25 protein-coding genes are annotated in these 26,102 nt (G+C 74.2%); 19 read left to right on the top strand and 6 right to left on the bottom strand.

All coding sequences use genetic code 11. The annotated features are described in order from the left end of the window. Positions 1-21 precede the first annotated feature (21 nt). The 7 genes from ACZ6Y7_RS05100 (at position 22) to ACZ6Y7_RS05070 (ending at position 8,638) form a co-directional block, all read left to right on the top strand. On the top strand, positions 22-2,271 hold the full coding sequence (locus tag ACZ6Y7_RS05100; protein WP_465756422.1) for a HAMP domain-containing protein: 2,250 nt from the start codon (positions 22-24) through the stop codon (positions 2,269-2,271). Positions 2,272-2,305: 34 nt separating this feature from the next. Beyond that, positions 2,306-3,781: a poly-gamma-glutamate synthase PgsB gene (pgsB, locus tag ACZ6Y7_RS05095; RefSeq protein ID WP_465756421.1), complete on the top strand. Its 1,476-nt coding sequence runs from the start codon at positions 2,306-2,308 to the stop codon at positions 3,779-3,781. Continuing rightward, complete coding sequence (locus ACZ6Y7_RS05090) at positions 3,778-4,260, top strand: poly-gamma-glutamate biosynthesis protein PgsC/CapC (protein ID WP_189916166.1); 483 nt, start codon at positions 3,778-3,780, stop codon at positions 4,258-4,260. Before pgsB ends, ACZ6Y7_RS05090 begins: the two co-directional genes overlap by 4 nt. 17 nt (positions 4,261-4,277) lie before the next feature. After that, a complete protein-coding gene (locus tag ACZ6Y7_RS05085; RefSeq protein ID WP_465756420.1) occupies positions 4,278-5,372 on the top strand; it encodes an NlpC/P60 family protein in 1,095 nt (364 codons plus the stop codon). Positions 5,373-5,563: 191 nt separating this feature from the next. Beyond that, positions 5,564-6,385 (top strand): purine-nucleoside phosphorylase, encoded by an 822-nt coding sequence (locus ACZ6Y7_RS05080; protein ID WP_465756419.1) that lies wholly within the window; start codon positions 5,564-5,566, stop codon positions 6,383-6,385. 160 nt (positions 6,386-6,545) lie between these two features. Then, on the top strand, positions 6,546-8,270 hold the full coding sequence (locus ACZ6Y7_RS05075) for a phospho-sugar mutase (RefSeq protein WP_465756418.1): 1,725 nt from the start codon (positions 6,546-6,548) through the stop codon (positions 8,268-8,270). Positions 8,271-8,359: 89 nt separating this feature from the next. Beyond that, positions 8,360-8,638 carry a ribosomal protein L7/L12 gene (locus ACZ6Y7_RS05070; protein WP_465756417.1) on the top strand — a complete coding sequence of 93 codons (279 nt, stop codon included), beginning with the start codon at positions 8,360-8,362 and terminating at the stop codon, positions 8,636-8,638. A 92-nt stretch (positions 8,639-8,730) separates the two neighbouring features. Here ACZ6Y7_RS05070 and ACZ6Y7_RS05065 read toward each other — a convergent pair whose 3' ends face one another. Beyond that, positions 8,731-9,411 carry a PH domain-containing protein gene (locus ACZ6Y7_RS05065; RefSeq protein WP_465756416.1) on the bottom strand — a complete coding sequence of 227 codons (681 nt, stop codon included), beginning with the start codon at positions 9,409-9,411 and terminating at the stop codon, positions 8,731-8,733. Positions 9,412-9,517: 106 nt separating this feature from the next. On the opposite strand from ACZ6Y7_RS05065, the gene deoC reads away from it, so the two are divergent. The 5 genes from deoC (at position 9,518) to ACZ6Y7_RS05040 (ending at position 14,251) form a co-directional block, all read left to right on the top strand. Next, positions 9,518-10,504: a deoxyribose-phosphate aldolase gene (gene deoC / locus ACZ6Y7_RS05060; protein WP_465756415.1), complete on the top strand. Its 987-nt coding sequence runs from the start codon at positions 9,518-9,520 to the stop codon at positions 10,502-10,504. Positions 10,505-10,509: 5 nt separating this feature from the next. Further along, a complete protein-coding gene (locus tag ACZ6Y7_RS05055) occupies positions 10,510-12,006 on the top strand; it encodes an aldehyde dehydrogenase family protein (protein ID WP_465756414.1) in 1,497 nt (498 codons plus the stop codon). Continuing rightward, positions 11,999-12,904, top strand: coding sequence for an aldehyde dehydrogenase family protein (locus ACZ6Y7_RS05050; RefSeq protein WP_465756413.1), 906 nt, complete (start codon positions 11,999-12,001; stop codon positions 12,902-12,904). Before ACZ6Y7_RS05055 ends, ACZ6Y7_RS05050 begins: the two co-directional genes overlap by 8 nt. A gap of 248 nt (positions 12,905-13,152) precedes the next feature. Further along, positions 13,153-13,557: a hypothetical protein gene (locus tag ACZ6Y7_RS05045; protein WP_465756412.1), complete on the top strand. Its 405-nt coding sequence runs from the start codon at positions 13,153-13,155 to the stop codon at positions 13,555-13,557. Positions 13,558-13,612: 55 nt separating this feature from the next. Next, entirely contained in the window at positions 13,613-14,251 is a 639-nt protein-coding gene (locus ACZ6Y7_RS05040) for an ATP-binding protein (protein ID WP_465756411.1), read from the top strand. Positions 14,252-14,425: 174 nt separating this feature from the next. Here ACZ6Y7_RS05040 and ACZ6Y7_RS05035 read toward each other — a convergent pair whose 3' ends face one another. Next, entirely contained in the window at positions 14,426-15,325 is a 900-nt protein-coding gene (locus tag ACZ6Y7_RS05035) for a SigE family RNA polymerase sigma factor (RefSeq protein WP_465756478.1), read from the bottom strand. Between the two features lie 354 nt (positions 15,326-15,679). Here ACZ6Y7_RS05035 and ACZ6Y7_RS05030 point away from each other — a divergent pair, with 354 nt between their 5' ends. The 5 genes from ACZ6Y7_RS05030 (at position 15,680) to ACZ6Y7_RS05010 (ending at position 19,696) form a co-directional block, all read left to right on the top strand. After that, the gene (locus tag ACZ6Y7_RS05030; RefSeq protein WP_030257458.1) at positions 15,680-16,357 is read left to right on the top strand and encodes a response regulator transcription factor; all 678 of its coding nucleotides are present in this window, start codon (positions 15,680-15,682) and stop codon (positions 16,355-16,357) included. 55 nt (positions 16,358-16,412) lie between these two features. Beyond that, positions 16,413-17,957, top strand: a complete 1,545-nt coding sequence (locus ACZ6Y7_RS05025) for an ATP-binding protein (protein WP_465756410.1) — start codon at positions 16,413-16,415, stop codon at positions 17,955-17,957. Next, entirely contained in the window at positions 17,954-18,274 is a 321-nt protein-coding gene (locus ACZ6Y7_RS05020) for a hypothetical protein (RefSeq protein ID WP_465756409.1), read from the top strand. The genes ACZ6Y7_RS05025 and ACZ6Y7_RS05020 overlap by 4 nt, the downstream gene beginning before the upstream one ends. 100 nt (positions 18,275-18,374) lie before the next feature. Beyond that, the gene (locus ACZ6Y7_RS05015) at positions 18,375-18,983 is read left to right on the top strand and encodes a VanZ family protein (protein ID WP_465756408.1); all 609 of its coding nucleotides are present in this window, start codon (positions 18,375-18,377) and stop codon (positions 18,981-18,983) included. Positions 18,984-19,171: 188 nt separating this feature from the next. After that, complete coding sequence (locus tag ACZ6Y7_RS05010) at positions 19,172-19,696, top strand: hypothetical protein (protein WP_465756407.1); 525 nt, start codon at positions 19,172-19,174, stop codon at positions 19,694-19,696. 81 nt (positions 19,697-19,777) lie between these two features. Here the strand turns inward: ACZ6Y7_RS05010 and ACZ6Y7_RS05005 are convergent, their stop codons facing one another. Continuing rightward, positions 19,778-21,106 (bottom strand): hypothetical protein, encoded by a 1,329-nt coding sequence (locus tag ACZ6Y7_RS05005; RefSeq protein WP_465756406.1) that lies wholly within the window; start codon positions 21,104-21,106, stop codon positions 19,778-19,780. Between the two features lie 474 nt (positions 21,107-21,580). Here ACZ6Y7_RS05005 and ACZ6Y7_RS05000 point away from each other — a divergent pair, with 474 nt between their 5' ends. Further along, positions 21,581-21,766, top strand: coding sequence for a PspC domain-containing protein (locus ACZ6Y7_RS05000; protein ID WP_402222406.1), 186 nt, complete (start codon positions 21,581-21,583; stop codon positions 21,764-21,766). Positions 21,767-21,848: 82 nt separating this feature from the next. Here the strand turns inward: ACZ6Y7_RS05000 and ACZ6Y7_RS04995 are convergent, their stop codons facing one another. The 3 genes from ACZ6Y7_RS04995 to ACZ6Y7_RS04985 form a co-directional block, all read right to left on the bottom strand. Then, positions 21,849-22,223 carry a hypothetical protein gene (locus ACZ6Y7_RS04995; RefSeq protein WP_465756405.1) on the bottom strand — a complete coding sequence of 125 codons (375 nt, stop codon included), beginning with the start codon at positions 22,221-22,223 and terminating at the stop codon, positions 21,849-21,851. 223 nt (positions 22,224-22,446) lie between these two features. Then, a complete protein-coding gene (locus ACZ6Y7_RS04990) occupies positions 22,447-23,604 on the bottom strand; it encodes an adenosine deaminase (protein ID WP_465756404.1) in 1,158 nt (385 codons plus the stop codon). Between the two features lie 150 nt (positions 23,605-23,754). Next, positions 23,755-24,723, bottom strand: a complete 969-nt coding sequence (locus ACZ6Y7_RS04985; RefSeq protein WP_465756403.1) for a LysR family transcriptional regulator — start codon at positions 24,721-24,723, stop codon at positions 23,755-23,757. 92 nt (positions 24,724-24,815) lie between these two features. Here ACZ6Y7_RS04985 and ACZ6Y7_RS04980 point away from each other — a divergent pair, with 92 nt between their 5' ends. Further along, complete coding sequence (locus tag ACZ6Y7_RS04980) at positions 24,816-26,102, top strand: MFS transporter (protein ID WP_465756402.1); 1,287 nt, start codon at positions 24,816-24,818, stop codon at positions 26,100-26,102.

Here is a 26,102-nt window from a genome sequence, read left to right as displayed (position 1 = left end):
CGGAGGAGAACGAGGCCCCGCGTGAGCACGGCACCCAACCCGCCGCGGCAGCACCGCTACCGCCGCCGGGCCGACATGCCGCTGCTCGGGGGCATCCGTCCGCCCATCGCCCTGCTGCTGGTCCTGCTGCTCGCGGTCGCCGCGATCACCGCCCTGGCCGTCGGCGGACTGCGCGTCGACGACACCCCCCAGGCCGTCCGCGAGTCCCACCAGTACGCCGCCGAGGACACCGCCGCCTCGCTGCGCGCCGGACTGCACGAGAGCGCCACCGACCTGGCCCGGGCCGCCGCCCGCTACGAGAGCGCGCCCGCCGAGCCCGCCGCCGTGCTGACCGCGCTCGGCCAGGCGTACCGCAAGTGGCGCGGCACGGTCGTGGTCCGCCCCGACACCGGCCGGCTGCTGGCCGCCCGCGGCGAGACCGTCCCGCTGGCCGGCCTGGACCTCACCAAGGTCACCGACACCGCGCCCGCCCCCGTCCTGGTGCCCTCCGCCGCCGGCACCCGACTGCTCACCTTCGCGCTGGTCGCCACCAAGGGCGAGGGCCGCGCCCTGCTGGTCGCCTCCGACAACCTGCGGCTGCCCGGGATCGCCACCCGCAAGGAACAGACCATCCAGGTCCTCGACGCCGGCGGCGCCGTCCTGGACACCACCGGCGCCCCGCTCACCGCCGAGGGCGACCGCCGGGTGGTGGCCACCGCCCGCGAGCGCGCCGCCCGGCAACGCCCGGCTCCCGGCGAGACCGCCTCCGGCAGCCTGGCCGGCGCCCCGGACGACAAGGGCCTGCGCCGGGTCGCCGGCTGGGCCTCCGTCGCCGCGCCCGGCGGCCACGACCAGGCCACCCCGCTCGGCCTCACCGTGGTCTCCACCAGCACCGTCGACGGCAAACCCGGCAACCTGCGCCACCCCCTGCTCGGCCTGGCCGCCGCCGGCGCCCTGCTGGTGCTGGCCCTACTGCTCGCCTGGTACCTGGTCCGCAGCCTGCAGCGCCCGCTGCTGGGGCTGTTCCTGGAGTCCCGCCGGCTCACCCGCGGCGACCGGCTGGAGCGGCCGGTGACGGGGCCCAAGCGCGGTGAGGCCGGGCGGATCGGGCGCGCCCTGGAGGAGCTGCGCCGCCAACTCCTCGACCCGGCCCGCCCGCCGGCCGCCGCGCCCGCCGCACGGCGCCGCCCCGGCACCGCCCTGCCGCTCGCGCTCTGCGCCGTCCTGGTGCTCGGCTGGTCCGGCCCGCTGCTGTTCCTCGGCGGCAACGACCCGACCGTACGGGTGCCCGGCCAGGTCGTGGCCGGGCAGCGGGACCGCACCGACACCGCCGCCGACCGGATCCGCCAGGCCCTCAACGAGGGCTACGCGGACCTGCGCGCGCTCGCCCCCTCACTCGCCGAGGCCTCCGTCGGCAAGGCCGGGAGCCTGCTGCGCGACACCCTCGCCGAGCACGACCGCTACCGCTCGCTCTACGTCCTCGGCGCCGACGGCGCGGTGCTCGCCCACGCCGGCGAGCCCCCGCACCGCACCGGGCCGGAGGCGCTCGGCGAGAGCGGCGTCCTGCTGCTCAACAGCTCCGGCAAGGAGCCCCGGATCGCCGCCCGCGCGGCCCTCACCGGCGCACCGGCCGACGCCGAGGAGGCCGGCGCGCCGGAGCCCCGGGGGCCGGTGCTGGTCGGCGAGTTCAAGACCGGCTTCCTCAGCGGGCTGCTCGCCCGCCCCGGTCTCGGCCGGGTCTGGCTGGTCGACGACCGGCAGCGGGTGCTCGCCGCCAACGAGGGCTACAGCTCCTTCGGCGACCTGCCGGACGGCCGGGCCCGCAAGCTCCTCGACGACGCCAAGAAGTCCGCCACCGCCGACGTGGTCCGCGACGGCGGCGAGCCGGCCCTGCTCGCCGCCGCCCCGCTCGGCGGCAACGGCGGCGTCGCCAAGCTCGGCTGGTCGGTGGTCACCGCCCACCCGGTGGCCTGGCTGGACCTCGACGAGAACCGGGCCGACCGACGCGCCGTCCTGGCCGGCATGCTCGGCCTGGCCGCCGCCGCGCTCTGCCTCGGCTGGCTGTACATCGCCGTCGGCCTGCCGCTGCGCCGGCTCGCCGCGAGCGCCGAGGCGCTGGCCGCCGGCGACCGCCGTACGGTGCTCTACCCCGTCCACCACGACGAGGTCGGCGCCGTCGCCCGCAGCCTGGAGCTGATCCGCCAGGAGCTGGTGCGCGCCGAACTCGCCGAGCGCGCCGTCCGCCGCGCCCCCGCCGGCACCGCCGCGTCCGCACCCGCCTCCGCCCACTGAGCCCGCCCGCCGAGCCCCGCCCGAAGGACCTCCCGTGCTCTTCCTCTACGTCGTGCTGCTGGTGTGCTGCGCCGTGCTGCTGGTGGCCGGCATCGTCGAGCAGCGTCGGCACTTCGCCGCGCTGGAGCAGATCCCGACCCGGGTCCTGGTCAACGGCATCCGCGGCAAGAGCTCGATCACCCGGCTGTGCGCGGGCGCGCTGCGCGGCGGCGGGCTGGTGACGGTCGCCAAGACCACCGGCACCGCGGCCCGGTTCATCCACCCGGACGCCACCGAGGAGCCGGTCTACCGCAAGTTCGGCATCGCCAACGTGGTGGAGCAGATCGGCATCGTCCGCCGCGCCGCCACGTACCGGCCGGACGCCCTGGTGATCGAGTGCATGGCCGTCATGCCGGCGCTCCAGGAGGTCAACCAGACCAAGCTGATCCGCTCCACCATCGGCGTGCTGTGCAACGTCCGCGAGGACCACCTGGCCGAGATGGGCCCGACCCTGGACGACGTCGCCCGCTCGCTGTCGCGCTCGATGCCGGTCGGCGGGGTGTGCGTCACCGCCGAGCGGGAGCGCGCGGACATCCTGCGCGAGGAGGCGGCCAAGCGGGACTGCCGGCTGATCGTGGTGGACCCGGAGACGGTCACCGACGAGGAACTGCGCGGGTTCAGCTGGTTCACCTTCAAGGAGAACGTGGCGATCGCCCTCGCCGTCGCCGAACTCCTCGGCGTGGAACGGCAGACCGCGCTGCAGGGCATGTGGGCGGCCCCGCCGGACCCGGGCGTGCTCTCGGTCGAGCGCTACCGCACCGCCGACGGCAAGCGGCTGCGCTTCGCCAACGTCTTCGCCGCCAACGACCCCGAGTCCACCCTGATGAACGTCCGCCAGCTGGAGGGCCTCGGCGCGATCCACCGCCCGCTCAACGTGGTGGTCAACTGCCGCCCGGACCGGGTGGAACGCAACGGGCAGATGGGCCAGATCGTCCCGGACCTCGATCCGGACACGGTCTTCCTGATCGGCCACCCCACCAAGAGCGCCCGCGACGGCATCCCGGCCGGCTGGTCGGGCCGGGTGGTCGACCTCGGCGGCGACAAGCGCGATCCGGAGCGGCTCACCGCCGAGCTGCTGGCCGAACTCGGGCCGGACTCCTCGCTGGTGGCCGTCGGCAACATCCACGGCCAGGGCGAGCTGTTCCTGGAGGAGCTCGCCCGGCTCGAACCCGACGAGGCCACGGACGGGCCGCCGGCGCCCGAGTACGCCTACCACGAGCCCGAGCCGCTCTACCCGGAGCCGGACCACCCCTGGCCCCCGTACGCCGCGGAGCCCGAGCCGTACCCGTCCCGGGCTCCGTACACCGCCCCGGAGCCGTACGCCGAACCCCGGCCGCACCCGTACCCGCAGCAGGCCCCGTACCCGCGGCAGGCCCCGTACGCGGAGCCGGTCCACCACCCCGAACCGGTCCCCGACTCCTGGTACGACCCCCACCACCGCACCACCGCCCCCTACGGAGACCAGCCGTGATCCCCACCGAGCTCACCCCCGAGATCGCCGCCATCGGCATCGCGCTCGGCCTGGTCTTCTCGCTGGTCTGCTACCTGACCACCAACCTCTCCCCCGGCGGCATGATCACCCCCGGCTGGCTGGCCCTCACCCTGGTCGAGTCGCTCCAGCGGGTGGCCATCGTGATCGGGGTGACGGTGCTGACCTACCTCGCCATCCGGGTCGTCCAGAAGCTGGTGATCCTGTACGGCAAGCGGCTGTTCGCCGCCGTGGTGCTGATCGGCGTGCTGCTGCAGGCCACCGTGATGCTGGTCCTGCAGCGCGAACTGCCCACCCTGTACGCCAACCAGACGCTCGGCTTCATCGTGCCCGGCCTGATCGCCTACCAGCTGGTCCGCCAGCCCCGGGCGGCCACGCTGATGGCCACCAGCACGGTGACGCTCGCCAACTACGTCGTCCTCACCGCCGGCGTCCTGCTCGGCGCCCTGCCCGGCACCTGATCCCGACGGGAACCCCCATGCCAGTGACCCGCAAGTCCCTGCTCAGCGGCGGCCTCGCCGTGACCCTGCTGGCCGCCAGCGGCTACCTCACCGTCCAGCTGCGGGACCGCGACCGGCAGCCGTCGGCCGGCAGCGGCGCGCCGCTGATCACCGCCGCAGCGTCTCCCGCCGGGGACGCCGGCACCGCCCGGGCCGCCGCGCCCGCCCAGTACCGCTACGAGCGGCTGGCCGGGCCGGACCGCACGGTGGTCCGGGACGCCCGCGGCGGCGTGGTCGCCACGCTGACCGACAACGCCCGCACCGCCGTCCTGGCCGGCCCGAGCCGCACCTTCGCCGAGCCGGGCACCACCACCGCCACCGTGGTGACCGACAGCTGGGTCCGGCTGATGCCGCAGCCCTGGAAGCCGGGCGCCGAGCAGGAGGGCTGGTTCCGCACCTGGTTCCAACAGTCGCTCGGGTCCACCGCCGACGACGTGCTGGCCGCGGCCACCCAGTACGTGGCCGGGGCGCCCGCCGAGAAGGACGCCAAGGGCGTGCGCTTCAAGGGCGACGCCTCCTTCGGCCCGCTCAACCCCAACGGTTCGGTCGGCAACGACCTGCGGCTGGAGCAGACCGACTTCTTCGACTACCTCGGCATTCCGTACACGTTCGCCGACAAGGTGACCCGGCAGCCCGACAAGACCCGCTACGGCGCCTTCGACTGCTCGGGCTTCGTCCGGATGGTGTACGGCTACCGCTCCGGCTACCCGCTGCTGTCCAAGGACGCGCCCGGCAACGGGCTGCCCCGCACCGCCAACGGCCTGGCCCGGGTCGGGCCGGGCGTGCCGGTGATCCCGCTGACCACCGCCGCCGGCTCGGACACCACCCTGCGCCCGGCCTCGATCGACCCGTTGCAACCCGGTGACCTGGTGTTCTTCGAGATCGACGCCCGCACCGGCGCCCGGCTCGACCACACCGGCATCTACCTGGGGCTGGACACCGACGGCCATCCCCGGTACATCTCCAGCCGGGAGGAGGCGGACGGCCCGACCTTCGGGGACAAGGGCGGCACGGCCCGGCTCGACGACAACGGCATGTACGCGAAGGGACTGCGCAGCGCCAAGCGGCTCTGAGCCGCGCCCACGCCCCCTGCGCGACCCCTCGACGCCCCGGAGGTGGGAAACCCCGTCTGTGTGGAAATCGACAAGCAAGGCCACCCGAAAAGCGGCACGGAGCTGTGCTTTCGGGTCAACCGGGTAACGATCCGGCATGCCGCGGGCGAATTTTCTACGCGCGTAGCCGATTCCCGTCTATCCTCGGACCCGTGAACGCTTCTCCTCAGTCGGTCGTCTCCACCGACCCCTACGCCGCCGCCCAGGCCGCCGCCGAGCGCCTGCGCGAGCTGACCGGTGCCGAGCGGCACGACGTCGCCCTGGTGATGGGCTCCGGCTGGGTGCCGGCCGCCGACGCCCTGGGTGAGACCGTGGCCGAGTTCCCGGTCACCGACCTGCCCGGTTTCCCCGCCCCCGCCGTCGCCGGCCACGCCGGCAAGATCCGCTCCGTGAAGATCGGCGACAAGCGCGCCCTGATCTTCCTCGGCCGCAACCACTACTACGAGGGCCACGGCGTGGCCACCGTCGTCCACGGCGTGCGCACCGCCGCCGCGGCCGGCTGCGGCATCATCGTGCTGACCAACGGCTGTGGCGGCCTGCGCCAGGGCTGGACCCCCGGCCAGCCGGTGCTGATCAGCGACCACATCAACCTGACCGCGGACTCCCCGATCGTCGGCGCCAACTTCGTCGACCTCACCGACCTGTACTCCAAGCGCCTGCGCGCGCTCTGCCGCGAGGTCGACCCGTCCCTGGACGAGGCCGTCTACGTGCAGTTCCGCGGCCCGCACTACGAGACCCCGGCCGAGGTCAACATGGCCCGGGTGATCGGCGGCGAGCTGGTCGGCATGTCCACCACCCTGGAGGCCATCGCCGCCCGCGAGGCCGGCGCCGAGGTGCTCGGCATCTCCCTCGTCACCAACCTGGCCGCCGGCATGACCGGCGAGCCGCTCAACCACGAAGAGGTGCTGGAGGCCGGCAAGGCCTCCGCCGAGCGCATGGGCGAGCTGCTGGCGAAGGTCCTTGAGCGGATCTGACGCCCACCAGGCGCAGAATCATGAGTGACGGGGCCCCCAGGCGGTCGTGATCCGCTGATCACACCCGCCGGCGGGCCCCGTCCGCGTGTGCACACCCCTTCACCCCCGCGCGGAACCCTCCGGCCGACGCACCGACGCATCTTCCGATGGAGCAGGCACCATGACGCAGGCACCCACCACCGACCTCCTCGCCCGGGCCCGGGCCTGGCTGGCCGAGGACCCCGACCCGCAGACCCGTGAGGAGCTCACCGCCCTGCTGGCCCGGGCCGAGGGCCCGCAGGCCGAGTCGGACAGCAAGCTCGCCTGGGCCGAGCTCGCCGAGCGCTTCGCCGACCGCCTCCAGTTCGGCACCGCCGGCCTGCGCGGCGAGATCGGCGCCGGCCCGATGCGGATGAACCGCTCCGTGGTGATCCGGGCCGCCGCCGGCCTGGTCGCGTACGTCAAGAAGCAGGGCCTCGGCGACCTGGTCGTCATCGGCTACGACGCCCGCCACAAGTCGTACGACTTCGCCCGGGACACCGCCGCCGTGGTGGTGGGCGCCGGCCTGCGCGCCGCGCTGCTGCCCCGCCCGCTGCCCACTCCGGTGCTCGCCTTCACCATCCGCCACCTGGGCGCGGCCGCCGGCGTCACCGTCACCGCCAGCCACAACCCGCCGCAGGACAACGGCTACAAGGTCTACCTGGGCGACGGCTCGCAGATCGTCCCGCCGGCCGACGCCGGGATCGCCGCCGAGATCGACGCGATCGGCTCGCTGGACGAGGTCCCGCGCGCCGAGGACGGCTGGGAGGTGCTCGGCGAGGACGTCGTCGACGCGTACCTGTCCCGCGCCGTGTCCATCGTGGACCCGCACAGCCCGCGCGAGTTGGACGTCGTCTACACCCCGATGCACGGCGTCGGCCGCGACACGCTCGTCGCCGCCTTCCGCCGGGCCGGCTTCCCGGCGCCCACCGTGGTCGCCGAGCAGGCCGAGCCCGACCCGGACTTCCCGACCGTGGTCTTCCCCAACCCGGAGGAGCCGGGGGCGATGGACCTCGCCTTCCGCACCGCCGCCTCGGTCGGCCCGGACATCGTGATCGCCAACGACCCGGACGCCGACCGCTGCGCGGTGGCCGTCCCCACCAACGGCAACGCGGCCGGCAGCGGCGACGGCGCGGTCGGCTGGCGGATGCTGCGCGGCGACGAGGTCGGCGCGCTGCTGGGCTCCGCCCTGGTCGCGAAGAAGGCCGAGGGCACCTTCGCCACCACGATCGTCTCCGCCACCCTGCTCGGCCGGATCGCCGAGGCCGCCGGCCTGGGCTACGAGGAGACCCTGACCGGCTTCAAGTGGATCTCCCGCGCCGAGGGCCTGCGCTACGGCTACGAGGAGGCGCTCGGCTACTGCGTCGACCCGCAGGGCGTCCGGGACAAGGACGGCATCACCGCCGCCCTGCTGGTGGCCGAGCTCGCGGCCACCCTCAAGCAGTCCGGCCGCACCCTGTCCGACCTGCTGGACGACCTGGCGCTGGAGCACGGCCTGCACGCCACCGACCAGCTCTCCGTCCGGGTCCAGGACCTGTCGCTGATCGCCGACGCCATGGCCCGCCTGCGCGAGCAGCCGCCGACCGTCCTGGCCGGCCTGTCCGTCACCCGCGCCGACGACCTCGCGGCCGGCTCCGCCGACCTGCCGCCCACCGACGGCCTGCGCTACTACCTGTCCGGCGAGGGCGTCCGCTCGGCCCGGATCGTGGTCCGCCCCTCCGGTACCGAGCCCAAGCTCAAGTGCTACCTGGAGGTCGTCCTCCCGGTCGGCTCCGCCGCGGACCTCGCCCGGACCCGCGAGCGCGCCGCCGCCCTGCTCGACACCGTCAAGCGGGACCTGGCCGCGGCCGCCGGCATCGACGGCTGACGGCCCGTCCGCCGCCCGCGCGAGCGCCTCCCGTCCGGGGGGCGCTCGCGCCGCGTCCGGGCCGGCCGCCCGGCATAGGCTCTCGTCCCATGGACATGTTCGACAAGGTGAGCGCGGAACAGCGACTCGCGGCGATCGAGGCCAAACTCGACGCCATCATCAGCCACTTCGGCATCCCCTACCCCCGCCCCGAGGGCCTGCCGCCGGCCGTACCGTCCCGCGATCCCCGCACGATGCCCGAGGTGGTCGACCACGTGCGGCGCGGCAAGCAGATCAGCGCGATCAAGGCCTACCGCGAGCGGACGGGGGCCGGCCTGGCCGAGGCGAAGAAGGCGGTCGACGCCCTGGCCGCCCAGTTGAAGCGCTGACCCGCCGGCACGGCACGGCCGCGCGGCCGGGTCCGCGGCACGAGGAGGCCCGCCGGTACGTGACCGGCGGGCCTCCTCGTCCGGGGCGCCGCTCAGGCGGCGATGACCGCGATCAGCGCGACCAGGCCGGCCAGCGCGGGGGCGATCACCCACCAGCACCAGCGCACCTCGACCGGACCGGCCGCCTCGGGGCGGCGGGCGTTGCGCTCGGCCATCTCCTGCAGCACGTCGGTCACCTGGTCGGACCACGCGCGGGTGGGGTCCGGCGAGCCCTGGACCACCGGGTTGGTGCGTGCGGCCAGGCCCAGCCCGAGTCCGGTCCGGGAGGCGTGCTCGGCGTTGCCGCGGCTCTGTGCCCGGGTGGCCCGCTTGCGCTGGCGCAGCGACACCGGCACCGCCCAGACCTGGTACTTCTTGCCGCCCGCGAGCAGCTCGACCGAGTACCCGGCGCGCAGCGCGTCCACCGAGGCCCAGGGCGCGGTGACGGTCCGCCACGGGTTGCGCACCACCAGCCGGTCGGCGGAGGCCCGCACCACCGGGCGGAGCGTGTAGGCGATCACCGGGAACGCGAACACCGGCAGCGCGGCGAGGGCGACGTACGGGGTCTTCCCGGTGCCGGTCAACGCCGCGTCGCCGATCAGCCAGGCGGCGACGGCCAGCAGGAACACGCCGGAGATCACGCCGGGGACGGAGCGGTACACGCGGTCCGCGTACGCGGGCTCCCCGTCGGGGGCGGCCGGGCCCTGGTGGGGCTTGCCGTCGGAATCGGTCATGGCGTCGATTCTGCCCCATGCCCCTCACCCCGAGGTCTCGGTCCGGCCACGAAAAGTCGGCACCCTGGCGGACGGCTACGCGCGTAGATATGCTGGTCTGGTGACTATGTCCACTGTTGCAGCCAATGCCCCCGGCGTTGCGGGCAGCGGCCTTCAGGACGTTGCGGCGTCCGAGGCCTCGCTCCGCCGCTTCCTGCACGGCCTGCCCGGCGTCGACCAGGTCGGCCTGGAGGCGCGTGCCGCCACCCTCGGTACCCGCTCCATCAAGACCACGGCGAAGGCGTACGCCATCGACCTGGCCATCTCGATGATCGACCTGACCACGCTGGAGGGCGCGGACACGGTCGGCAAGGTGCGCGCGCTGTGCGCCAAGGGCAGGACCCCCGACCCGACCGACCCGACCACCCCGCGCGTCGCCGCCATCTGTGTCTACCCGGACATGGTCGCCACCGCGAAGGACGCCCTGAAGGGCACCGACATCCAGGTCGCCTCGGTGGCCACCGCCTTCCCGGCCGGCCGCGCCGCCCTCCCGGTCAAGCTCGCCGACACCGCCGACGCGGTGGCCGCGGGTGCCGACGAGATCGACATGGTGATCGACCGCGGCGCCTTCCTCTCCGGCCGCTACTCCGACGTCTACCACGAGATCGTCGCCGTCAAGGAGGCGTGCAAGCGCCCCGACGGCAGCTACGCCCACCTCAAGGTGATCTTCGAGACCGGCGAGCTGCAGACCTACGACAACGTCCGCCGGGTCTCCTGGCTGGCGATGCTGGCCGGCGCCGACTTCATCAAGACCTCCACCGGCAAGGTCGCCGTCAACGCGACCCCGCCGGTCACCCTGCTGATGCTGGAGGCGGTCCGCGACTTCCGCGCGGCCACCGGCGTCCAGGTGGGCGTGAAGCCCGCCGGTGGCATCAAGACCACCAAGGACGCCATGAAGTACCTGGTGATGGTCAACGAGACCCTCGGCGACGACTGGCTGACCCCGCACTGGTTCCGCTTCGGCGCCTCCAGCCTGCTCAACGACCTGCTGATGCAGCGCCAGAAGCTGGCCACCGGCCGCTACTCCGGCCCCGACTACGTGACGGTGGACTGATCACCATGGCCAAGAAGAAGAACATCGAGGAGCCCGCGGCCACGCCGGCCGGAGGCCTCTTCACGTACGCGCCGGCCCCCGAGTCCCCCGCCGCCGCGGGCGACATCGCCAGCTCCTACGGCCACTTCATCGGCGGCGAGTTCGTCGACTCCTCCGGCAGCGAGGCCCTGAAGACGGTCAACCCGGCCACCGAGCAGGTGCTCGCCGAGTTCGCCCAGGGCACCGACGAGGACGTGGACCGCGCCGTCGCCGCCGCCCGCAAGGCCTTCGGCGACTGGTCGGCGCTGCCGGGCAGCGAGCGCGCCAAGTACCTGTTCCGGATCGCCCGGATCATCCAGGAGCGCGGCCGCGAGCTGGCCGTGCTGGAGTCGATCGACAACGGCAAGCCGATCCGCGAGACCCGCGACTTCGACATCCCGACCGTCGCCGCGTGGTTCTTCTACTACGCCGGCTGGGCGGACAAGCTGGACTTCGCGGGCTTCGGCCCGAACCCGAAGCCGCTGGGCGTGGCCGGCCAGGTCATCCCGTGGAACTTCCCGCTGATGATGCTCGCGTGGAAGATCGCGCCCGCGCTGGCGACCGGCAACACGGTCGTCCTGAAGCCGGCCGAGACCACCCCGCTGACCGCGCTGCGCTTCGCCGAGATCTGCCGCCAGGCCGGTCTGCCCAAGGGCGTCGTCAACATCGTCACCGGTGACGGCCGCACCGGCGCCGCGCTGACCGCGCACCCGGACGTCGACAAGGTCGCCTTCACCGGCTCCACCCCGGTCGGCCGGGCGATCGCCAAGCAGCTGGCCGGCAGCCGCAAGAAGCTGTCGCTGGAGCTGGGCGGCAAGGCCGCCAACATCGTCTTCGACGACGCGCCGATCGACCAGGCCGTCGAGGGCATCGTCAACGGCATCTTCTTCAACCAGGGCCACGTCTGCTGCGCGGGCTCCCGCCTGCTGGTCCAGGAGTCGATCCAGGACGAGCTGCTGGACGCCCTGAAGCGCCGGATGTCCACCCTGCGGGTCGGCGACCCGCTGGACAAGAACACCGACATCGGTGCCATCAACTCCGCCGCCCAGCTGGCCCGGATCACCGAGCTGACCGACGCCGGCGAGGCCGAGGGCGCGGACCGCTGGTCCCCGGAGTGCGAACTGCCGGGCAGCGGCTTCTGGTTCAAGCCGACCATCTTCACCGGCGTCAGCCAGGCCCACCGGATCGCCCAGGAGGAGATCTTCGGCCCGGTGCTCTCCGTGCTGACCTTCCGCACCCCCGAAGAGGCGGTCGCGAAGGCCAACAACACCCCGTTCGGCCTCTCCGCCGGCATCTGGACGGAGAAGGGCTCGCGGATCCTCTGGACCGCGAACCGGCTCAAGGCCGGCGTGGTCTGGGCCAATACCTTCAACAAGTTCGACCCGACCTCGCCGTTCGGCGGCTACAAGGAGTCGGGCTACGGCCGCGAGGGTGGCCGCCACGGTCTGGAGCCCTACCTGAATGTCGAGGCCCGAGATGTCTGACACGACCATCCAGCGTCTTGACGTCCTCAAGACCTACAAGCTGTACGTCGGCGGGAAGTTCCCGCGCTCCGAGAGCGGGCGGGTGTACGAGGTGACCGACTCGAAGGGCGACTGGCTCGCCAACGCGCCGCTGGGCACCCGCAAGGACACCCGCGACGCCGTCGTGGCCGCCCGCGCCGCGGTCAAGGGCTGGGCCGGCACCACCGCGTACAACCGCGGCCAGGTGCTGTACCGGGTGGCCGAGATGCTGCAGGGCCGCCGCGAGCAGTTCGCCGCCGAGGTGGCGCTCTCCGAGGGCATCGGCCCGAAGAAGGCCGCCGCGCTGGTGGACGCCGCGATCGACCGCTGGGTCTGGTACGCGGGCTGGACCGACAAGGTCGCCCAGATCGCGGGCGGCGCCAACCCCGTCGCCGGCCCGTACTTCAACCTGTCGACCCCCGAGCCGACCGGCGTGGTCGGGATCGTCGCCCCGCAGGCCGGGTACGGGCACTCGCTGCTCGGCCTGGTCTCGGTGATCGCCCCGGCGATCGCCACCGGCAACACGGTCGTGGTCGCGGCCGCCGCGGACGCCCCGCTGCCCGCGCTGTCGCTGGGCGAGGTGCTCGCCACCTCGGACGTCCCGGGCGGCGTGGTCAACATCATCTCGGGCCGGACGGCCGACATCGCCCCCACCCTGGCCTCGCACCAGGACGTCAACGCGCTGGACCTCACCGGGGCCATCGCCGCCGACGGCCCCGGCGCGGCGCGGGCCCTGGAGGCGGCCGCCGCCGATACCCTCAAGCGGGTGCTCCGTCCGGAGCTGGACCCGTTCGCCCAGGACTGGACGAATGCGCCCGGTACGGACCGGCTACTCTCCTTCCTGGAGACGAAGACGGTCTGGCACCCGATGGGGATCTGACCCTCCGTCGCCACCGCGTCACAACTCCACAGACTGGCCGTCCCCAGTGCCCTCACCCCCCCAGGGCCCGGACGGTCACAGGACGGACCCGCGCCTCTCCCCCCCTGGCGCGGGTCCGTCGGCGTTCCGCCGGATCCCGGCCGTCACGCAACGACTTTCGTCACCGCCACCGACGACTTCCGCCGCTCCCGCCCGCCCGCCCCGCCGGGCCAGGATCAGCGCTGACGGGGACGGACGAAGGGGGACGCATGGGCGAGCTGATCGGCGAGTTGACGGCACTCCTCGCGGACGGCTTCCACCGCAGGTGGCACGTGGCCCGCACCACGCGGCGACTGGCCGCCGGCCGTCCGGTCCGGGTGCCCTGCTCGGCCCGGACCGACCGGCAGCCCCACTACGCCAACGGCAGCCTGCACATCACGCCCGGGGCCGCGGCCGTGGTCCTCGTCACGCGCGACGCCGGCCGGCTCGAACTGCCCACCGGGGGCGCCCTCCACGAGCCCGAGCCGGACGCCTGGCACAGCCAGGACTGGGCCGCCACCGCCTACCTGCCGCCCGGGGCCGAGGGCCCGGTCTACCTCCAGGTGGACAGCCGCTACCTGCCGGTACTCCACACCGCCCTCGCCGGTCCGCGGTCGCGGGCGCACCCGGCGTAGAAGTCCGCGCCGACCGGTTTCGGTAACCGGCCCCGATGCGTCAGACTGGTGTCCCGTGAGTGACTCCCCCATGAACCCCGCACCGACCGGGCCCGCCCGGGTGATCCTGCTCTCCGGGCCCTCCGGGTCGGGGAAGTCCTCGCTCGCCGAGCTCAGCGGCCTGCCGGTGCTCCAGCTCGACGACTTCTACAAGGACGGGGACGACCCCACGCTGCCGCGGCTGCCCGACGGCGCCGTCGACTGGGACTCCCCGCTCGCCTGGCACCGCGACCAGGCCGTCGCCGTCATCCGCGCCCTGCACGAGCACGGCCGCGCCGACGTGCCGGTGTACTCGATCCCGGACAACGGCCGCATCGGCACCCGCGTCCTGGACCTGGACGGCGCCGGGGCCTTCATCGCGGAGGGCATCTTCGCCGCCGAGATCACCGCCGAGTGCGCCGCGGAGGACCTGCTCGGCGACGCCCTGTGCCTGCGCAACGGTGCGCTCACCACGGCTTGGCGCCGGCTGCGCCGGGACGTCCGGGAGGGCCGCAAGTCGCTGCCGGTGCTGCTGCGCCGGGGCTTCCGGCTGATGCGGGCCGAGCGCTCCATCGTCGGCCGGCAGGTCGCGCTCGGCTCGTACGCGTGCGCCGGCCCGGAGGCCGCCCGGCGGATCCGCGCCGCGGCCGGGCAGCGGGAGCTCTCCGCCGTCTGAACGGGAACACGACGAAGGGCCCGGTGCGTCTCCCCCGCACCGGGCCCTTCGCCCTTCCCGAACGGTCCTCGGCTCCCCCACGGGCATGCTCCCCCGAGCCGCTGCCCCCGGACCGTGACCGTCCGTTCCCGTCCCCCGACGGGAGTCCTTCGCCGCGCCGTGCGGACGGCCGCGCTACGCGACCAGCTCGCCGAACGCCCGGACGGTGTCGCCCGACTTGTTCAGGTGCTCGTCGTCGCGCAGCCGGCGCAGGGCGCGCCAGATGCTGCTCTTGACCGTGCCGACGCTGATCCCCAGCACGTCGGCGATCTCCGGGTCGGTCTTGCCCTCGTAGTACCGCAGCACCAGCATGGTCCGCTGGTTCTCCGGCAGCTTCGCCAGCGCCTGCCAGAGCACGGTGCGCAGCTCGGTGCCGCCCATCGCGTCGGTGTCGCCGGCCGTCTCCGGCAGCTCCTCGGTCGGGTACTCGTTGACCTTGCGGCGCCGCCAGGCGGAGATGTGCAGGTTGGTCATGGTGCGGCGGAGGTAGCCCCCGACCGCGGCCTTGTCGGTGATCCGGCCCCAGGCCCGGTAGGTGCTGAAGAGCGCGCTCTGCAGCAGGTCCTCGGCCTCGTAGCGGTCGCCGGTGAGGTGGTAGGCCGTGGCGTACAGGGAGGCGCGGCGCTCGCGCACGTACGCGGTGAACTCCGTGATGTGGTCCTCCGCGGCGGCCGAGTGCTCCCCCTGCGCGCCTCCCTGTCCGGCCTCGGCGGTGCGGGCCGCGGCGGGGTTCAGCCGCAGCAGCGTCGCACCGGCGGCCTCGCGACCGGACGGTTCCCCCGAACCGACCGTGCGCAGACCGTTCCCCCCGGTACCCCGGTTCCCCCCCGGGGTGTCCGTGCCCTCGACGCGGACGGGGAGGATCCCCCGCAGCGTGAGGGTGTTGGCGGAGTCGACCGAACTCCCCAGCCGGCCGATCCCGTACAGCTCCCCCGTCCTGCCGCCGCCGCTCACCCGGCGTGCGGCAGGGTTTCCACCGGTGCTGTGCGCGCACCCCCGTACGGTCACGGCACCGGAGTTCTCGTCGGTCCTGATCTCGTACCGGGTGCGGTGGGCGGTGGCTGACGAACGCGCGGTGCGGACAGCCGGGTTGGTCCGGGTCTGAAGCATGGCGTTCATCGTGCGCCCCCTTGTTGCGGTTCGAGCGGTTCCGGTAGCCGCCCTCCAGCCGGCCTTGCGGCCCGCTGTCCTGCGGCGACATGGAAAATCCTGCCCGCCGGTTGTGATGGCGCTGTCCGCCGACTGTCACAGGGGTGTCACAGGCGGGGGCCTTTCGTCCCGGTCCGCCTTCCTCCGTTCCGGACGCCGGGGGCTCTCCTTCCGGTTCCCGTGCGGGCGGTGATCGGTCCGGGGGGTGATTCGGGGCTGCGGGTGGGCCAAAATGGGGCCGTGCCTTTCCTCCTACTGATCGAGGACGACGACGCCATCCGGACCGGCCTCGAACTCGCTCTCACCCGCCAGGGCCACCGCGTGGCCACCGCCGCGTCCGGCGAGGACGGTCTGAGGCTCTTCAAGGAGCAGCGGCCCGACCTGATCGTGCTCGACGTGATGCTGCCCGGGATCGACGGCTTCGAGGTGTGCCGGCGGATCCGCCGCACCGACCAGCTGCCGATCATCCTGCTGACCGCCCGCTCGGACGACATCGACGTGGTGGTGGGCCTGGAGTCCGGAGCGGACGACTACGTGGTGAAGCCGGTGCAGCCGCGCGTGCTGGACGCCCGGATCCGTGCGGTGCTGCGGCGCGGCGAGCGGGAGAGCTCGGACTCCTCGGCGTACGGCAGCGTGGTCATCGACCGGGCGGCGATGACCGTCACCAAGGACGGTCAGGACCTCCAACTCACCCCGACCGAGCTGCGGCTCCTGCTGGAACTCAGCCGCCGCCCCGGGCAGGCGCTCTCCCGCCAGCAGCTGCTGCGGCTGGTCTGGGAGCACGACTACCTCGGCGACTCGCGCCTGGTGGACGCCTGCGTCCAGCGGCTGCGGGCCAAGGTCGAGGACGTGCCGTCCGCGCCGACGCTGATCCGCACCGTGCGCGGGGTGGGCTACCGGCTGGACCCACCGGCCTGACCCCGCCGCCCCCGGACGCTCCGAATCCCGAACTCCCGTACCACGACAGGCTCCTGTGACCGATCATCAGAAGACCGCGCTGCGCTTCCCGGCGGACTGGTGGCGCCGGCTGCGCTCGCTGCGGGTGCGGCTGATCGCGGTGTTCGCGGCGGTGGCGCTGCTCGCCGCCGTCTCGGCCTCCGGCATCGCGTACTGGCTGAACCGCGACGCGGTGCTCAAACGCGCCCAGAACACGGCGCTGAACGACTTCCGGGTCTCGCTCGGCCGCAACGTCTCCGCGCTGCCGCTGGACGCCGGCTGCCCCGAGCTGGCCGCGCTGGCGTCCAACGTGGCCAGCTCCGGGCTGAACTACGACGTGGTGGTGGTCGACCCGGCGCGCCCGGAGTGCCCGGCGACCTCCTCCGACCCCACGCACTTCACGTTGGCCGACGTACCGGCCGCGCTGCAGTCCACGGTCGCCAAGCCGCGCGAGGTCTCCGAGAGCAACCCGTACCCGTACCACCTGTACTGGCAGCGCCAGAACCTGGAGGGCCGGCCGTTCGTGATCGGCGGCACCAAGGTGGTGCCGAACGGCCCGACGGCGTACATGTTCAAGTCGCTGGAGACCGAGCGGGCCGACCTCAACACGCTGGGCTGGTCGCTGGCCATCGCCACGCTGCTCGCGCTGATCGGCTCGGCGCTGCTCGCCCAGGCCGCCTCGGCCACCGTGCTGCGGCCGGTCAAGCGGCTCGGCGACGCCGCCCGGCGGCTCGGCCAGGGGCACCTGGACACCCGGCTCGAAGTCGAGGGATCGGACGAACTCGCCGATCTGGCCCGGACGTTCAACCGCGCCGCGGAGTCGCTGCACGAGCAGGTCGAGGAGCTGAGCGCACGCGAGGCGCAGAGCCGGCGGTTCGTCGCCGACATGTCGCACGAGCTGCGCACCCCGCTGACCGCGATGACGGCGGTCACCGACATCCTGGAGGACGAGGCCGAGTCGCTGGACCCGATGATCGAGCCGGCCGTACGGCTCGTGGTCAGCGAGACCCGGCGGCTGTCCGACCTGGTGGAGAACCTCATGGAGGTGACCCGCTTCGACGCCGGCACCGCCAAGCTGGTCGCCGACGAGGTGGACATCGCCGACCTGATCATGTCCTGCATCGACGGCCGGGCCTGGTACGACGCCGTCGAGGTCGACGCCCCGCGCGGCATCCTGGCCGTGGTCGACCCGCGCCGGCTCGACGTGGTCTTCGCCAACCTGATCGGCAACGCCCTCAAGCACGGCGGCTCGCCGGTGCGGGTCAAGGTCCGGCAGGCCGGGGAGTCGGTCGTGGTCGAGGTCTCCGACAGCGGCCCGGGCATCCCCGAGGACGTGCTGCCGCACGTCTTCGACCGGTTCTACAAGGCGGACCGGGGGCGGGCCCGCTCGGAGGGCAGCGGACTGGGCCTGTCGATCGCGATGGCCAACGCCCGGATACACGGGGGGACGATCACGGCGGCCAACGGGGAGGTCGGCGCGGTGTTCACCCTGACACTGCCGCTGGCCCCGCCGCCTCCGCCGTCCGCGGGCGAGGGCGGCCCCGGCCGCGACGCCGCCGAGGACGACAAGGACGCCACGTGACCGCCCCCACCCGTACCGCCCTGCGCCGCGCCGCCGGCGTGGTGTTCCTGCTCGCGCTGGCCTCCGGCTGCGGCATCCGGCCGACCGCCGTACCGGTCGACGCCGGTGCCCCGGCCAGCCGGACGGCCTGCCCGACCACCCCGCGCGTACCGACCGCGCTGACCACCCCGACCGGCCCCGGACCGGTCGCGACACCGAGCCGCGGCCCGGCCAAGGGCGCCGCGAGCCCGAGCCCCTCGCCCACCCCGGTGACCCCGGGCAGCCCGCCGCCGGACAACGTGTTCGGCGCGGTGCCGACCGCGGCCCCGTGCAAGTGACGGCCCCCGCGGACGAGGAGCGGTGGGCGGCGGGGGCGCGGCGGGGAATGTTCACGCCCGGCGTGGAACCGCCGTGCCACCGGCTCACGTCCTTCCCCCCGTGCAGCGACATGGCACCGGGACACGCGACGAGCGTTCCGGCACGGGGACCGAGACCGGGCCGGCGACGGCCGTCCACCGTTCCCTCCGGCTGACCGGACTGGCGGGCCTGGCCTGCCACCTGGCGCTGGTGCTCTGGCTGGTGCTGAGACCGCTGCCGGTCGCCTGGGTGTACGACGCCAACCTGACACCGCTGGCCTCGCTCCGCTCCGCCACCGCCTGGCAGGTGGTCGGCGAGCTCCTGCTGCTGGCCCCGCTCGGCGTGCTGCTGCCGCTGGCCGGCGGTCGGCTCCGGGCCCCCTGGCTGCCCTCCTTCCTGCGCACCACCGGCGTCTCGGCGCTGCTGGCGACCGGGCTGGAGTTCCTCTCCTCCTGGACGCCCGGGCACGTCCTCGACGTGGACCACATCCTGTTCGCCGTGATCGGCGTGGCCGCCGTCCACCTCGCGCTGGTCCCCGGCCTGCGGCACCTGCTGCGGGAACGCCGGCCGCGGGCCCCCCGGGTGTCCGTGCCGGCCGTCCCGCCGGTGGCCGCCGTCACCCGGGTCGCGGCCGTCGCGCCCGTCGGCCGCCCGCGCGCCTACGCCGAACCGACGCCGCCCGGCCGCTGAGCCGCAGGGCCAAAAGACGCGCAGAGCCTCATATCCAGTCATTTCCCGCCGCGTCAATCGCCGTTCCGGCGGAGCGCAACGACACCGTGACGTAAAGGCGGCGACGAATGTCGGCCGTCTCCAGTACTGTGCGCTCTCGTCCCCGAACGGCTGTGCCGTTCGTACTTCCCTCCCACAGGAAACCCCCCTTGAACAATCTCGACTTCAGCGCCGAACCGCTGTTCTCCTGGTACGCCGTCCTGCTCGCCGTCAGCGGCGTCCTCATGGTGGGCCTCGGCGCCGTCGCCGGCGGGCTGAAGGCCGGTCTGCGAGTCCTCAACGTCCTCATCGGCCTCGGTTTCCTGGGGTACGCCTACTACCTCGTGTTCGTCTTCGAGGGCGGCACGTACTACATCTTCTTCAAGGTGTTCATCCTGCCGGTCGCGATGATCGTGTACTCGGTGAAGGCGATCGTCGAGCGCGGCAACGCCAAGCAGCAGGCCGCCGCGCAGGCCGCCGCGTTCAACCCCAACGCCCCGCAGGCGCCGTACAACCCGAACGCCCCGCAGGCGCCGTACAACCCGAACGCCCCGCAGCCGGGCGCGCCCGTGCCGCCGCAGGCCGGTGCCCCCGTCCCGCCGGCCGCCTCGCCCTACCAGCCGGGTGTCCCGCCGCAGCCGGTGGCGGACAACCCGTACGCCCAGCCGCAGCCGCCGCAGCAGCCGGCCGGCTGATCGGGCCGCGCCCCGCACGAACGCAGGAAGGCCCGTCCGTCACCCAGGAGGTGGCGGACGGGCCTTCCGCGCGTCCCGGCCCTACCCGCCCTTGCGTCGGCGCGCCACGACCAGCGTGCCGAGGCCGAGGGCGATCGCGACCGCCCCGGTGATCGCCATCGGCTCCGCTGGGGCGCCGTCGCCGGTGGAGGCCAGGCGGGTGTCCGGGGCCGGGGCCGGGACGGTGACGGCCTTGGAGCGCTCCGCGGCGGGGCTCGGCGCCGCACCGGTGGGCCCGGCGACCGGGACGACCGGAGCGGTGGACGGCGGGGCCTCGGCCGGCGCCGGGGCGGTCGGGGCAGCGGGAGCCGGGGTGGCGGCGGTGGGGACCGCCGCGGCCGCGATCGTGAAGTCGGCCTCCGGGCTGGACGCCTCGCTCCCGCGCTCCCCCTCGCCGGGCAGGCTGCCCGCCAGGGCCGCCAGCGACTGGGCGACGGCCGGGGCGTCCGCGGTGAAGGCCAGCCGGACGTCGACCCTGCGGGTCTCCCCCTTCGGCAGGGCGATCACCTCGGTGCTGCTGTCACCGGTCCGCAGCCCGAAGCACAGCCGGCCCGGGTGCTCGGAGTCGCCGCCGGGGGTGCCCCCCAGCCAGCTCCCGTCGGGCTTCCGGAACTCGAACCGGACCACCTCGGAGGGGAGTTCGGCCGCCCCCAGGAACACGATCGCGGGCAGGACGCGGAGGTCCTTGCCGCTGGTGTTGGTGAAGACCAGCGTGAACGGCTTCGGTCCGCCGCCCGCCGTGAAGGCGGCGGGCACCCCGTCGAGCCTGGCCTCGGCCGTGGCGGCGGGCGTGGGCGCGACCGCCGTCGGCGTGACCGCCGGGGTGACGAGCAGGTCCGGGAAGCCGCTCAGCGCGGAGGAGATCCGCTGCTCCGGCGGCAGGGTGGGGTCCGAGACGATGGCGTTGAAGCCCGGCGTGACCCGGCCGCCCGGGGTGTCGGCGGCGACGGTGAGGCGCAGCCGGTAGACCGCCTCGGCACCGGCCGCGACGTGCGGCACGGCGGGCGGGTCGAGCTGCCAGAGGCCGCCGGCGACGGTGGCGGTCACCTTGGCGTCCTGCCACTGCGTCCCGCCGGGCGCCTGGTACTCCAGCGTGAACCGGCTGGGTTTGGCGCCGGTGCCGGTGTCCCCGAGGACGACGGTGGAGGGCAGCAGGTCCACCTGGTGGTCGGCGGTGTTCCTGAGCGTCGCGGTGAACTCCACCGGTGCGCCGCCCGCCCCGACGGTGCCGGGCAGGCCGCCGAAGGCCACCGTGACCGGCGAGGACTGCGCCTTGGGGTCCTGGGCCGCCGTGGCCGTCCCCGAGGCGGCGAAGACGCCCGGGGCCTCGACCGCGGTCAGGCCGGAGGCCAGCGTGACCGCGGCGGCCACGGCCAGGAATCTGCGGTGCCGAGTGCGCAAGGTAACCCCACGGGAGAATGCGGACAGAACCCACCAGAACGTGAAATCGCTTGCGCGAGAGGCCTTTTCCAGGCGATGTGCGCCGATGTTCCGCCCCCCGACCAACAGCGACTGCGGCATCATATCGAGCCGTTCCGACGCCCTCGTGTCGGGATGCGCGGCCCCTCGGCGGGCCCGACGGCACCCCGTCCTCAGGGGCGACCCCGAGAACGACCCCGACGTCCGGGTACGCCTCCCCGGTGAGCCTTCGGGGTGGGGAATCACCTGCCGGGCGGAGGATAACGGGCCGACGGCGGCGGAGTATGGAAACACCCCGCCGGACCGGCCGGTCCGGGCCGCCACCGTGCGGAGAGATCAGGAGTCGACCATGCGAGAGCGAAGCGAACGAATCATCAAGGGGCGCGTGTGGGCCGACGCCCGCGCCGAGCGCAGCGAGGTGGCGGCATGAGCGCTCGCCTCGCCCGCCCCCGCCACAACCGCGTCATCGCCGGCGTCTGCGCCGGGATCGCCGCCCGCTTCGGACTGACCCCCTGGACCGTCCGGCTGATCTTCCTGCTCTCCTGCCTGCTGCCGGGTCCGCAGTTCCTGATCTACCTGGCCCTGTGGCTGCTCCTCCCCCAGGAGCCGTGAGCCGGCGGCGGGAACAGCGACGGGCCGCCCGTCCCCGGGATCACCGGGGGCGGGCGGCCCGTCGTCGCGCCGAGGGCTCGGATCAGCCGGTCAGGCCCGGCAGCGGCAGGGTGTTGGTCAGCCCGCCGATCGGGGTCTTGTCCAGGCCCGGGACGCTCGGGACCGCGCCGCGCTGCTGGGTGACGCCGGCGAGCGGCGCCGCGTCGGCGACCGGGGCGGCGGCGTGGCCGGCGGTCGGGGCGAGGGTGCCCAGCGCGCCGGTGACCTTGTCGCCGCCGGGCAGCTTGGTGGCCGTGTCGGTGACCGCCCCGGTCACCGCGGGGTTCGTCACCGCGCCGGTGGGCAGCCCGAGGCCGCCGGGCGCCGGGGCGGCGTCGGCGGAGGCGGTGCCGGCGCCGACCGCCGCGATGGCGATGCCGAGCGCCGCGGTGCCGGCGGCCTTGAGAGCCTGCTTCATGGTTCGTCCCCTTGGGTCCTCGTCGGTGGCCGACCTCGTGCACGGGAGCGGCGAACGGGCGACCGCCACCGTGTCTGATCGGCAATGACTGGCACACCGTAGTGACCCGGTCGCGTGAGAACCAAAGGGCGTTCACTCACCCGAGTGACTAGTCGGATGAACGCCAACTTCCTTACCGGAGAAGGCCGTTCATCCGACCTTCGACACCGTGTTCCCCCGCGGCTCAGTTGCCCCCGGTGCCCGCACTGAACAGCCACTCGGCCTTCAGCTCGGCGTAGCCCGGCTTGATCACGTCGTTGATCATCGCCAGCCGCTCGTCGAACGGCAGGAACGCGGACTTCATCGCGTTCACCGTGAACCACTCCAGGTCGCCCAGCGTGTAGCCGAAGGCCTCCACCACGTGGCCGAACTCCTGGCTCATGCTGGTGCCGCTCATCAGCCGGTTGTCGGTGTTCACGGTGACCCGGAACTTCAGCCGGCTGAGCAGGCCGATCGGGTGCTCGGCGTACGACGTGGCCGCGCCGGTCTGGATGTTGGAGGTGGGGCACATCTCCAGCGGGACGCGCTTGTCGCGCACGTACGCGGCCAGCCGGCCCAGCTCGACCGAGCCGTCCTCGCCCACCGTGATGTCGTCCACGATCCGCACGCCGTGGCCGAGCCGGTCGGCGCCGCAGCACTGCAGGGCCTCCCAGATCGACGGCAGGCCGAAGGCCTCGCCCGCGTGGATGGTGAAGTGGTTGTTCTCGCCCTTGAGGTAGTCGAAGGCGGCCTGGTGGCGGGTGGGGGGGTAGCCGGCCTCGGCGCCCGCGATGTCGAAGCCGACCACGCCCTGGTCGCGGTGGCGGTTGGCCAGCTCGGCGATCTCGGTGGAGCGGGCGGCGTGCCGCATCGCGGTCAGCAGGGTGCCGATGCGGATCCGGTGACCGGCCGCACGGGCGTTGGCCTCGCCGAGGCGGAAGCCCTCCTGGACGGCCTCGACGACCTCGTCCAGGGTCAGGCCGGCCTCCAGGTGCTGCTCGGGGGCGTACCGGACCTCGGCGTACACGACGCCGTCGGCGGCCAGGTCCTCGGCGCAGTCGGCGGCGACCTTGACCAGGCCCTCGCGGGTCTGCATCACGGCACAGGTGTGCGCGAAGGTCTCCAGGTAGCGGACCAGCGAGCCGGAGTCGGCGGCCTCACGGAACCACTCGCCGAGCTCCTTGGGGTCGGTGGTGGGGAGCCCCTGGTAGCCGACGGCGGCGGCCAGCTCGACCACGGTCTCCGGGCGCAGCCCGCCGTCGAGGTGGTCGTGCAGCAGGACCTTCGGCGCGCGGCGGATCTGGTCGGCGGTGGGGATCCGCGGGCCGGTGCCCGCGGTGGTGACGGGGATCTGCGTTTCCATTGCGGAAATATAGCCCCTACGCGCGTAGACCCACCACCGCGGGCACCACCGGATGGTCCAAACTCCGCCCGGAATTCCACCGACCGGTCCATACGATCCGCCAAAGCCCCGGCACTTGCGGAGCCCCCGGCAGCTCTCCGCAACGGCGGGTCAGTCGTGCTGGAGCAGCCGTCCGCGCCGGGACAGCACGAAGTCCCGGAACGCCGCCGCCGGCGGGGCCGGCGGCCGCCCCGTCATCCAGGCCAGCCCGATCGCCCGCCGGGTGCGCGGCGCCGTCACCTCCAGCTCCACCACGCCCGGCCGCGGCACCAGGGCCGGCGGCAGCAGCGCCACCCCCAGCCCCGCCGCCACCAGCCCGCGCAGCGTCTCCGCCTCCTCGCCCTCGAACGCCAGCCGGGGGACGAACCCGGCCTCCGCGCAGAACCCGTCCGTGATCGCGCGCAGCCCGTACCCGTGCTCCAGTCCGACGAAGGGCTCCTCGGCCACCTCCGCCAGCCGGATCCGCCGCCGCCCGGCCAGCCGGTGGTCCGCCGGGACGACCAGGTTCAGGCGCTGCTCGTCCAGCGGACGGGCGGTGTACGCCGGATCGTCCGGCAGCGGCGCGACCAGGCAGAGGTCCAGCTCACCGGCCCGCAGCCGCTCCAGCATCGCCGCGCCGTAGTCCTGCACGAGCTGGAACCGCACCCGCGGGTGCTCCGCGCGGAAGCCGCGCAGCAGCGCCGGCACCGCGTCCGGCCCCATCGTGTGCAGGAAGCCGAAGGCGACCAGCCCCACCTCCGGGTCCGCCTCCGCCCGGGCCGCCCGCGCGCCGCGCTCGACCTCGGCCAGCGCCCGCTCCACCGAGGCGAGCAGCAGCCGGCCCGCCCTGGTCAGCCGCACCGTACGGCCCTGACGGGCCAACAGGCCGACGCCCAGCTCCTCCTCCAGCCGGGCCACCGCGCGCGACAGCGTCGGCTGCGGCACCCCGAGCAGTGCGGCCGCCTGCGTCACGTGCTCCAGCCGGGCCACCGCCGCGAACTGCGCCAACCGGGGCGCCAGCAGGACGGCCGGTTCGTCCGCTCCCAACTCCGCCGCCCGGTACCGCTGGTCCCCGCCGTCCGCCGGTTCGGCCACCGCCATTCCGCCACCACCTCGACTCATACGCCATTGCATCGATCATCCCTGCTTCATGCATTGGACGCATCAACCGGGCCGGGCCTACGGTCGACGGCATGCAGCCCTCCAGTACCAGGGCATCCGCGCCCGCCCCGGATGCCCACGCCACCACCCCCGTCGACCGCCCCGCCGGGGACGACCGCCACCGCCCCGGCGGGCGCGACTTCCGCCGCGCCAACCTCGCCCTGTTCGCCGCCGGGATCGCGACCTTCGTCCTGCTCTACTCCACCCAGGGCCTGCTGCCGGTCCTCTCGGACGACCTCGGACTCACCCCCGGCCAGGCCAGCTGGACCGCCTCCGCCGCCACGCTCGGACTCGCCCTCGGCCTGCTCCCGGCGAGCGCGCTCTCCGACCGTTACGGCCGCACCGCGGTGATGACGGCCTCCACCCTGGCCGCCTCCGCCCTCGCCCTCGCCCTGCCCTTCTCGCCCGACCTGACCACCCTCGTCGCGCTACGGGTCCTCCAGGGCGCCGCCCTCGCCGGGCTCCCCGCCACCGCGATGGCCTACCTCGCCGAGGAGGTCCACCCCACTGCCCTGGCCTCCGCGATGGGCCTGTACGTGGCCGGCAACAGCATCGGCGGCATGGGAGGCCGGCTGGTCTCCGGGTGGACCGCCGCCGCCCTCGGCTGGCGCTGGGGCCTCGCCGCCTCCGCCGCCCTCGCGCTGCTCGCCACCCTCGCCTTCCGGCTGCTGATCCCCGCCGCCCGGCACTTCACCCCCGCCCCGGTGGACGCCCGCGCGCTCGCCCGCACCGTCGGACGGCACCTGCGCAACCCGCTGCTGCTGCGGCTGTACGCGCTCGGACTGCTGTTCATGGCCGTGTTCGGCGCGGTCTACAACACCGTCGGCTACCGGCTGATCGGCGCGCCGTTCCACCTGCCGGAGTCGGTCGCCGCCTCGATCTTCGTGGTCTACCTGGTCGGCACCGGCACCTCCGCCGCGGCCGGACGCCTCTGCGGCCGGCTCGGCCGCCGCGGCGCCCTCTACGCCGCCATCGGCGTGACGGCGGCCGGCCTGCTGCTCTCCCTCGCCGAGTCCCTGGTCTGCGCCCTGCTCGGCCTGGTCCTGATCACCGCCGGCTTCTTCGCCGGCCACGCCACCGCCTCCTCCGCGGTCGGCCGCACCGCCACCGAGGGGCGCGCCCAGGCCTCCGCGCTCTACCTGATCGCCTACTACCTCGGCAACAGCCTCGGCGGCACCCTCGGCGCCGACGCCTACCACGCCACCGGCTGGCCCGGCGCCGCCACCGTCGGCCTCACCGCCATGACCCTCGCCGCCGCCGTCACCCTCTACGCCACCCACCGGGCCCACACCAGCCGGCGAGCACTCGCGGACGCTTGA

This window comes from Kitasatospora sp. NPDC053308 (assembly GCF_055585785.1).
The sequence above is the reverse complement of the archived record's forward strand: the minus strand, read 5'-3'. Positions and strand labels throughout refer to the sequence as shown.

What these genes read in the sequence shown, in the direction of transcription:
- ACZ6Y7_RS05085 (WP_465756420.1), top strand. Translation starts at nt 4,278, where the DNA reads ATGCCAGTGACCCGCAAGTCCCTGCTCAGCGGCGGCCTCGCCGTGACC.
- ACZ6Y7_RS05070 (WP_465756417.1), top strand. Translation starts at nt 8,360, where the DNA reads ATGGACATGTTCGACAAGGTGAGCGCGGAACAGCGACTCGCGGCGATC.
- ACZ6Y7_RS05055 (WP_465756414.1), top strand. Translation starts at nt 10,510, where the DNA reads ATGGCCAAGAAGAAGAACATCGAGGAGCCCGCGGCCACGCCGGCCGGA.
- ACZ6Y7_RS05065 (WP_465756416.1), bottom strand. Translation starts at nt 9,411, where the DNA reads ATGACCGATTCCGACGGCAAGCCCCACCAGGGCCCGGCCGCCCCCGAC.
- ACZ6Y7_RS05050 (WP_465756413.1), top strand. Translation starts at nt 11,999, where the DNA reads ATGTCTGACACGACCATCCAGCGTCTTGACGTCCTCAAGACCTACAAG.
- ACZ6Y7_RS05075 (WP_465756418.1), top strand. Translation starts at nt 6,546, where the DNA reads ATGACGCAGGCACCCACCACCGACCTCCTCGCCCGGGCCCGGGCCTGG.
- ACZ6Y7_RS04980 (WP_465756402.1), top strand. Translation starts at nt 24,816, where the DNA reads ATGCAGCCCTCCAGTACCAGGGCATCCGCGCCCGCCCCGGATGCCCAC.
- ACZ6Y7_RS04985 (WP_465756403.1), bottom strand. Translation starts at nt 24,723, where the DNA reads ATGGCGGTGGCCGAACCGGCGGACGGCGGGGACCAGCGGTACCGGGCG.
- ACZ6Y7_RS04995 (WP_465756405.1), bottom strand. Translation starts at nt 22,223, where the DNA reads ATGAAGCAGGCTCTCAAGGCCGCCGGCACCGCGGCGCTCGGCATCGCC.
- deoC (WP_465756415.1), top strand. Translation starts at nt 9,518, where the DNA reads ATGTCCACTGTTGCAGCCAATGCCCCCGGCGTTGCGGGCAGCGGCCTT.
- ACZ6Y7_RS05000 (WP_402222406.1), top strand. Translation starts at nt 21,581, where the DNA reads ATGAGCGCTCGCCTCGCCCGCCCCCGCCACAACCGCGTCATCGCCGGC.
- ACZ6Y7_RS04990 (WP_465756404.1), bottom strand. Translation starts at nt 23,604, where the DNA reads ATGGAAACGCAGATCCCCGTCACCACCGCGGGCACCGGCCCGCGGATC.
- ACZ6Y7_RS05045 (WP_465756412.1), top strand. Translation starts at nt 13,153, where the DNA reads ATGGGCGAGCTGATCGGCGAGTTGACGGCACTCCTCGCGGACGGCTTC.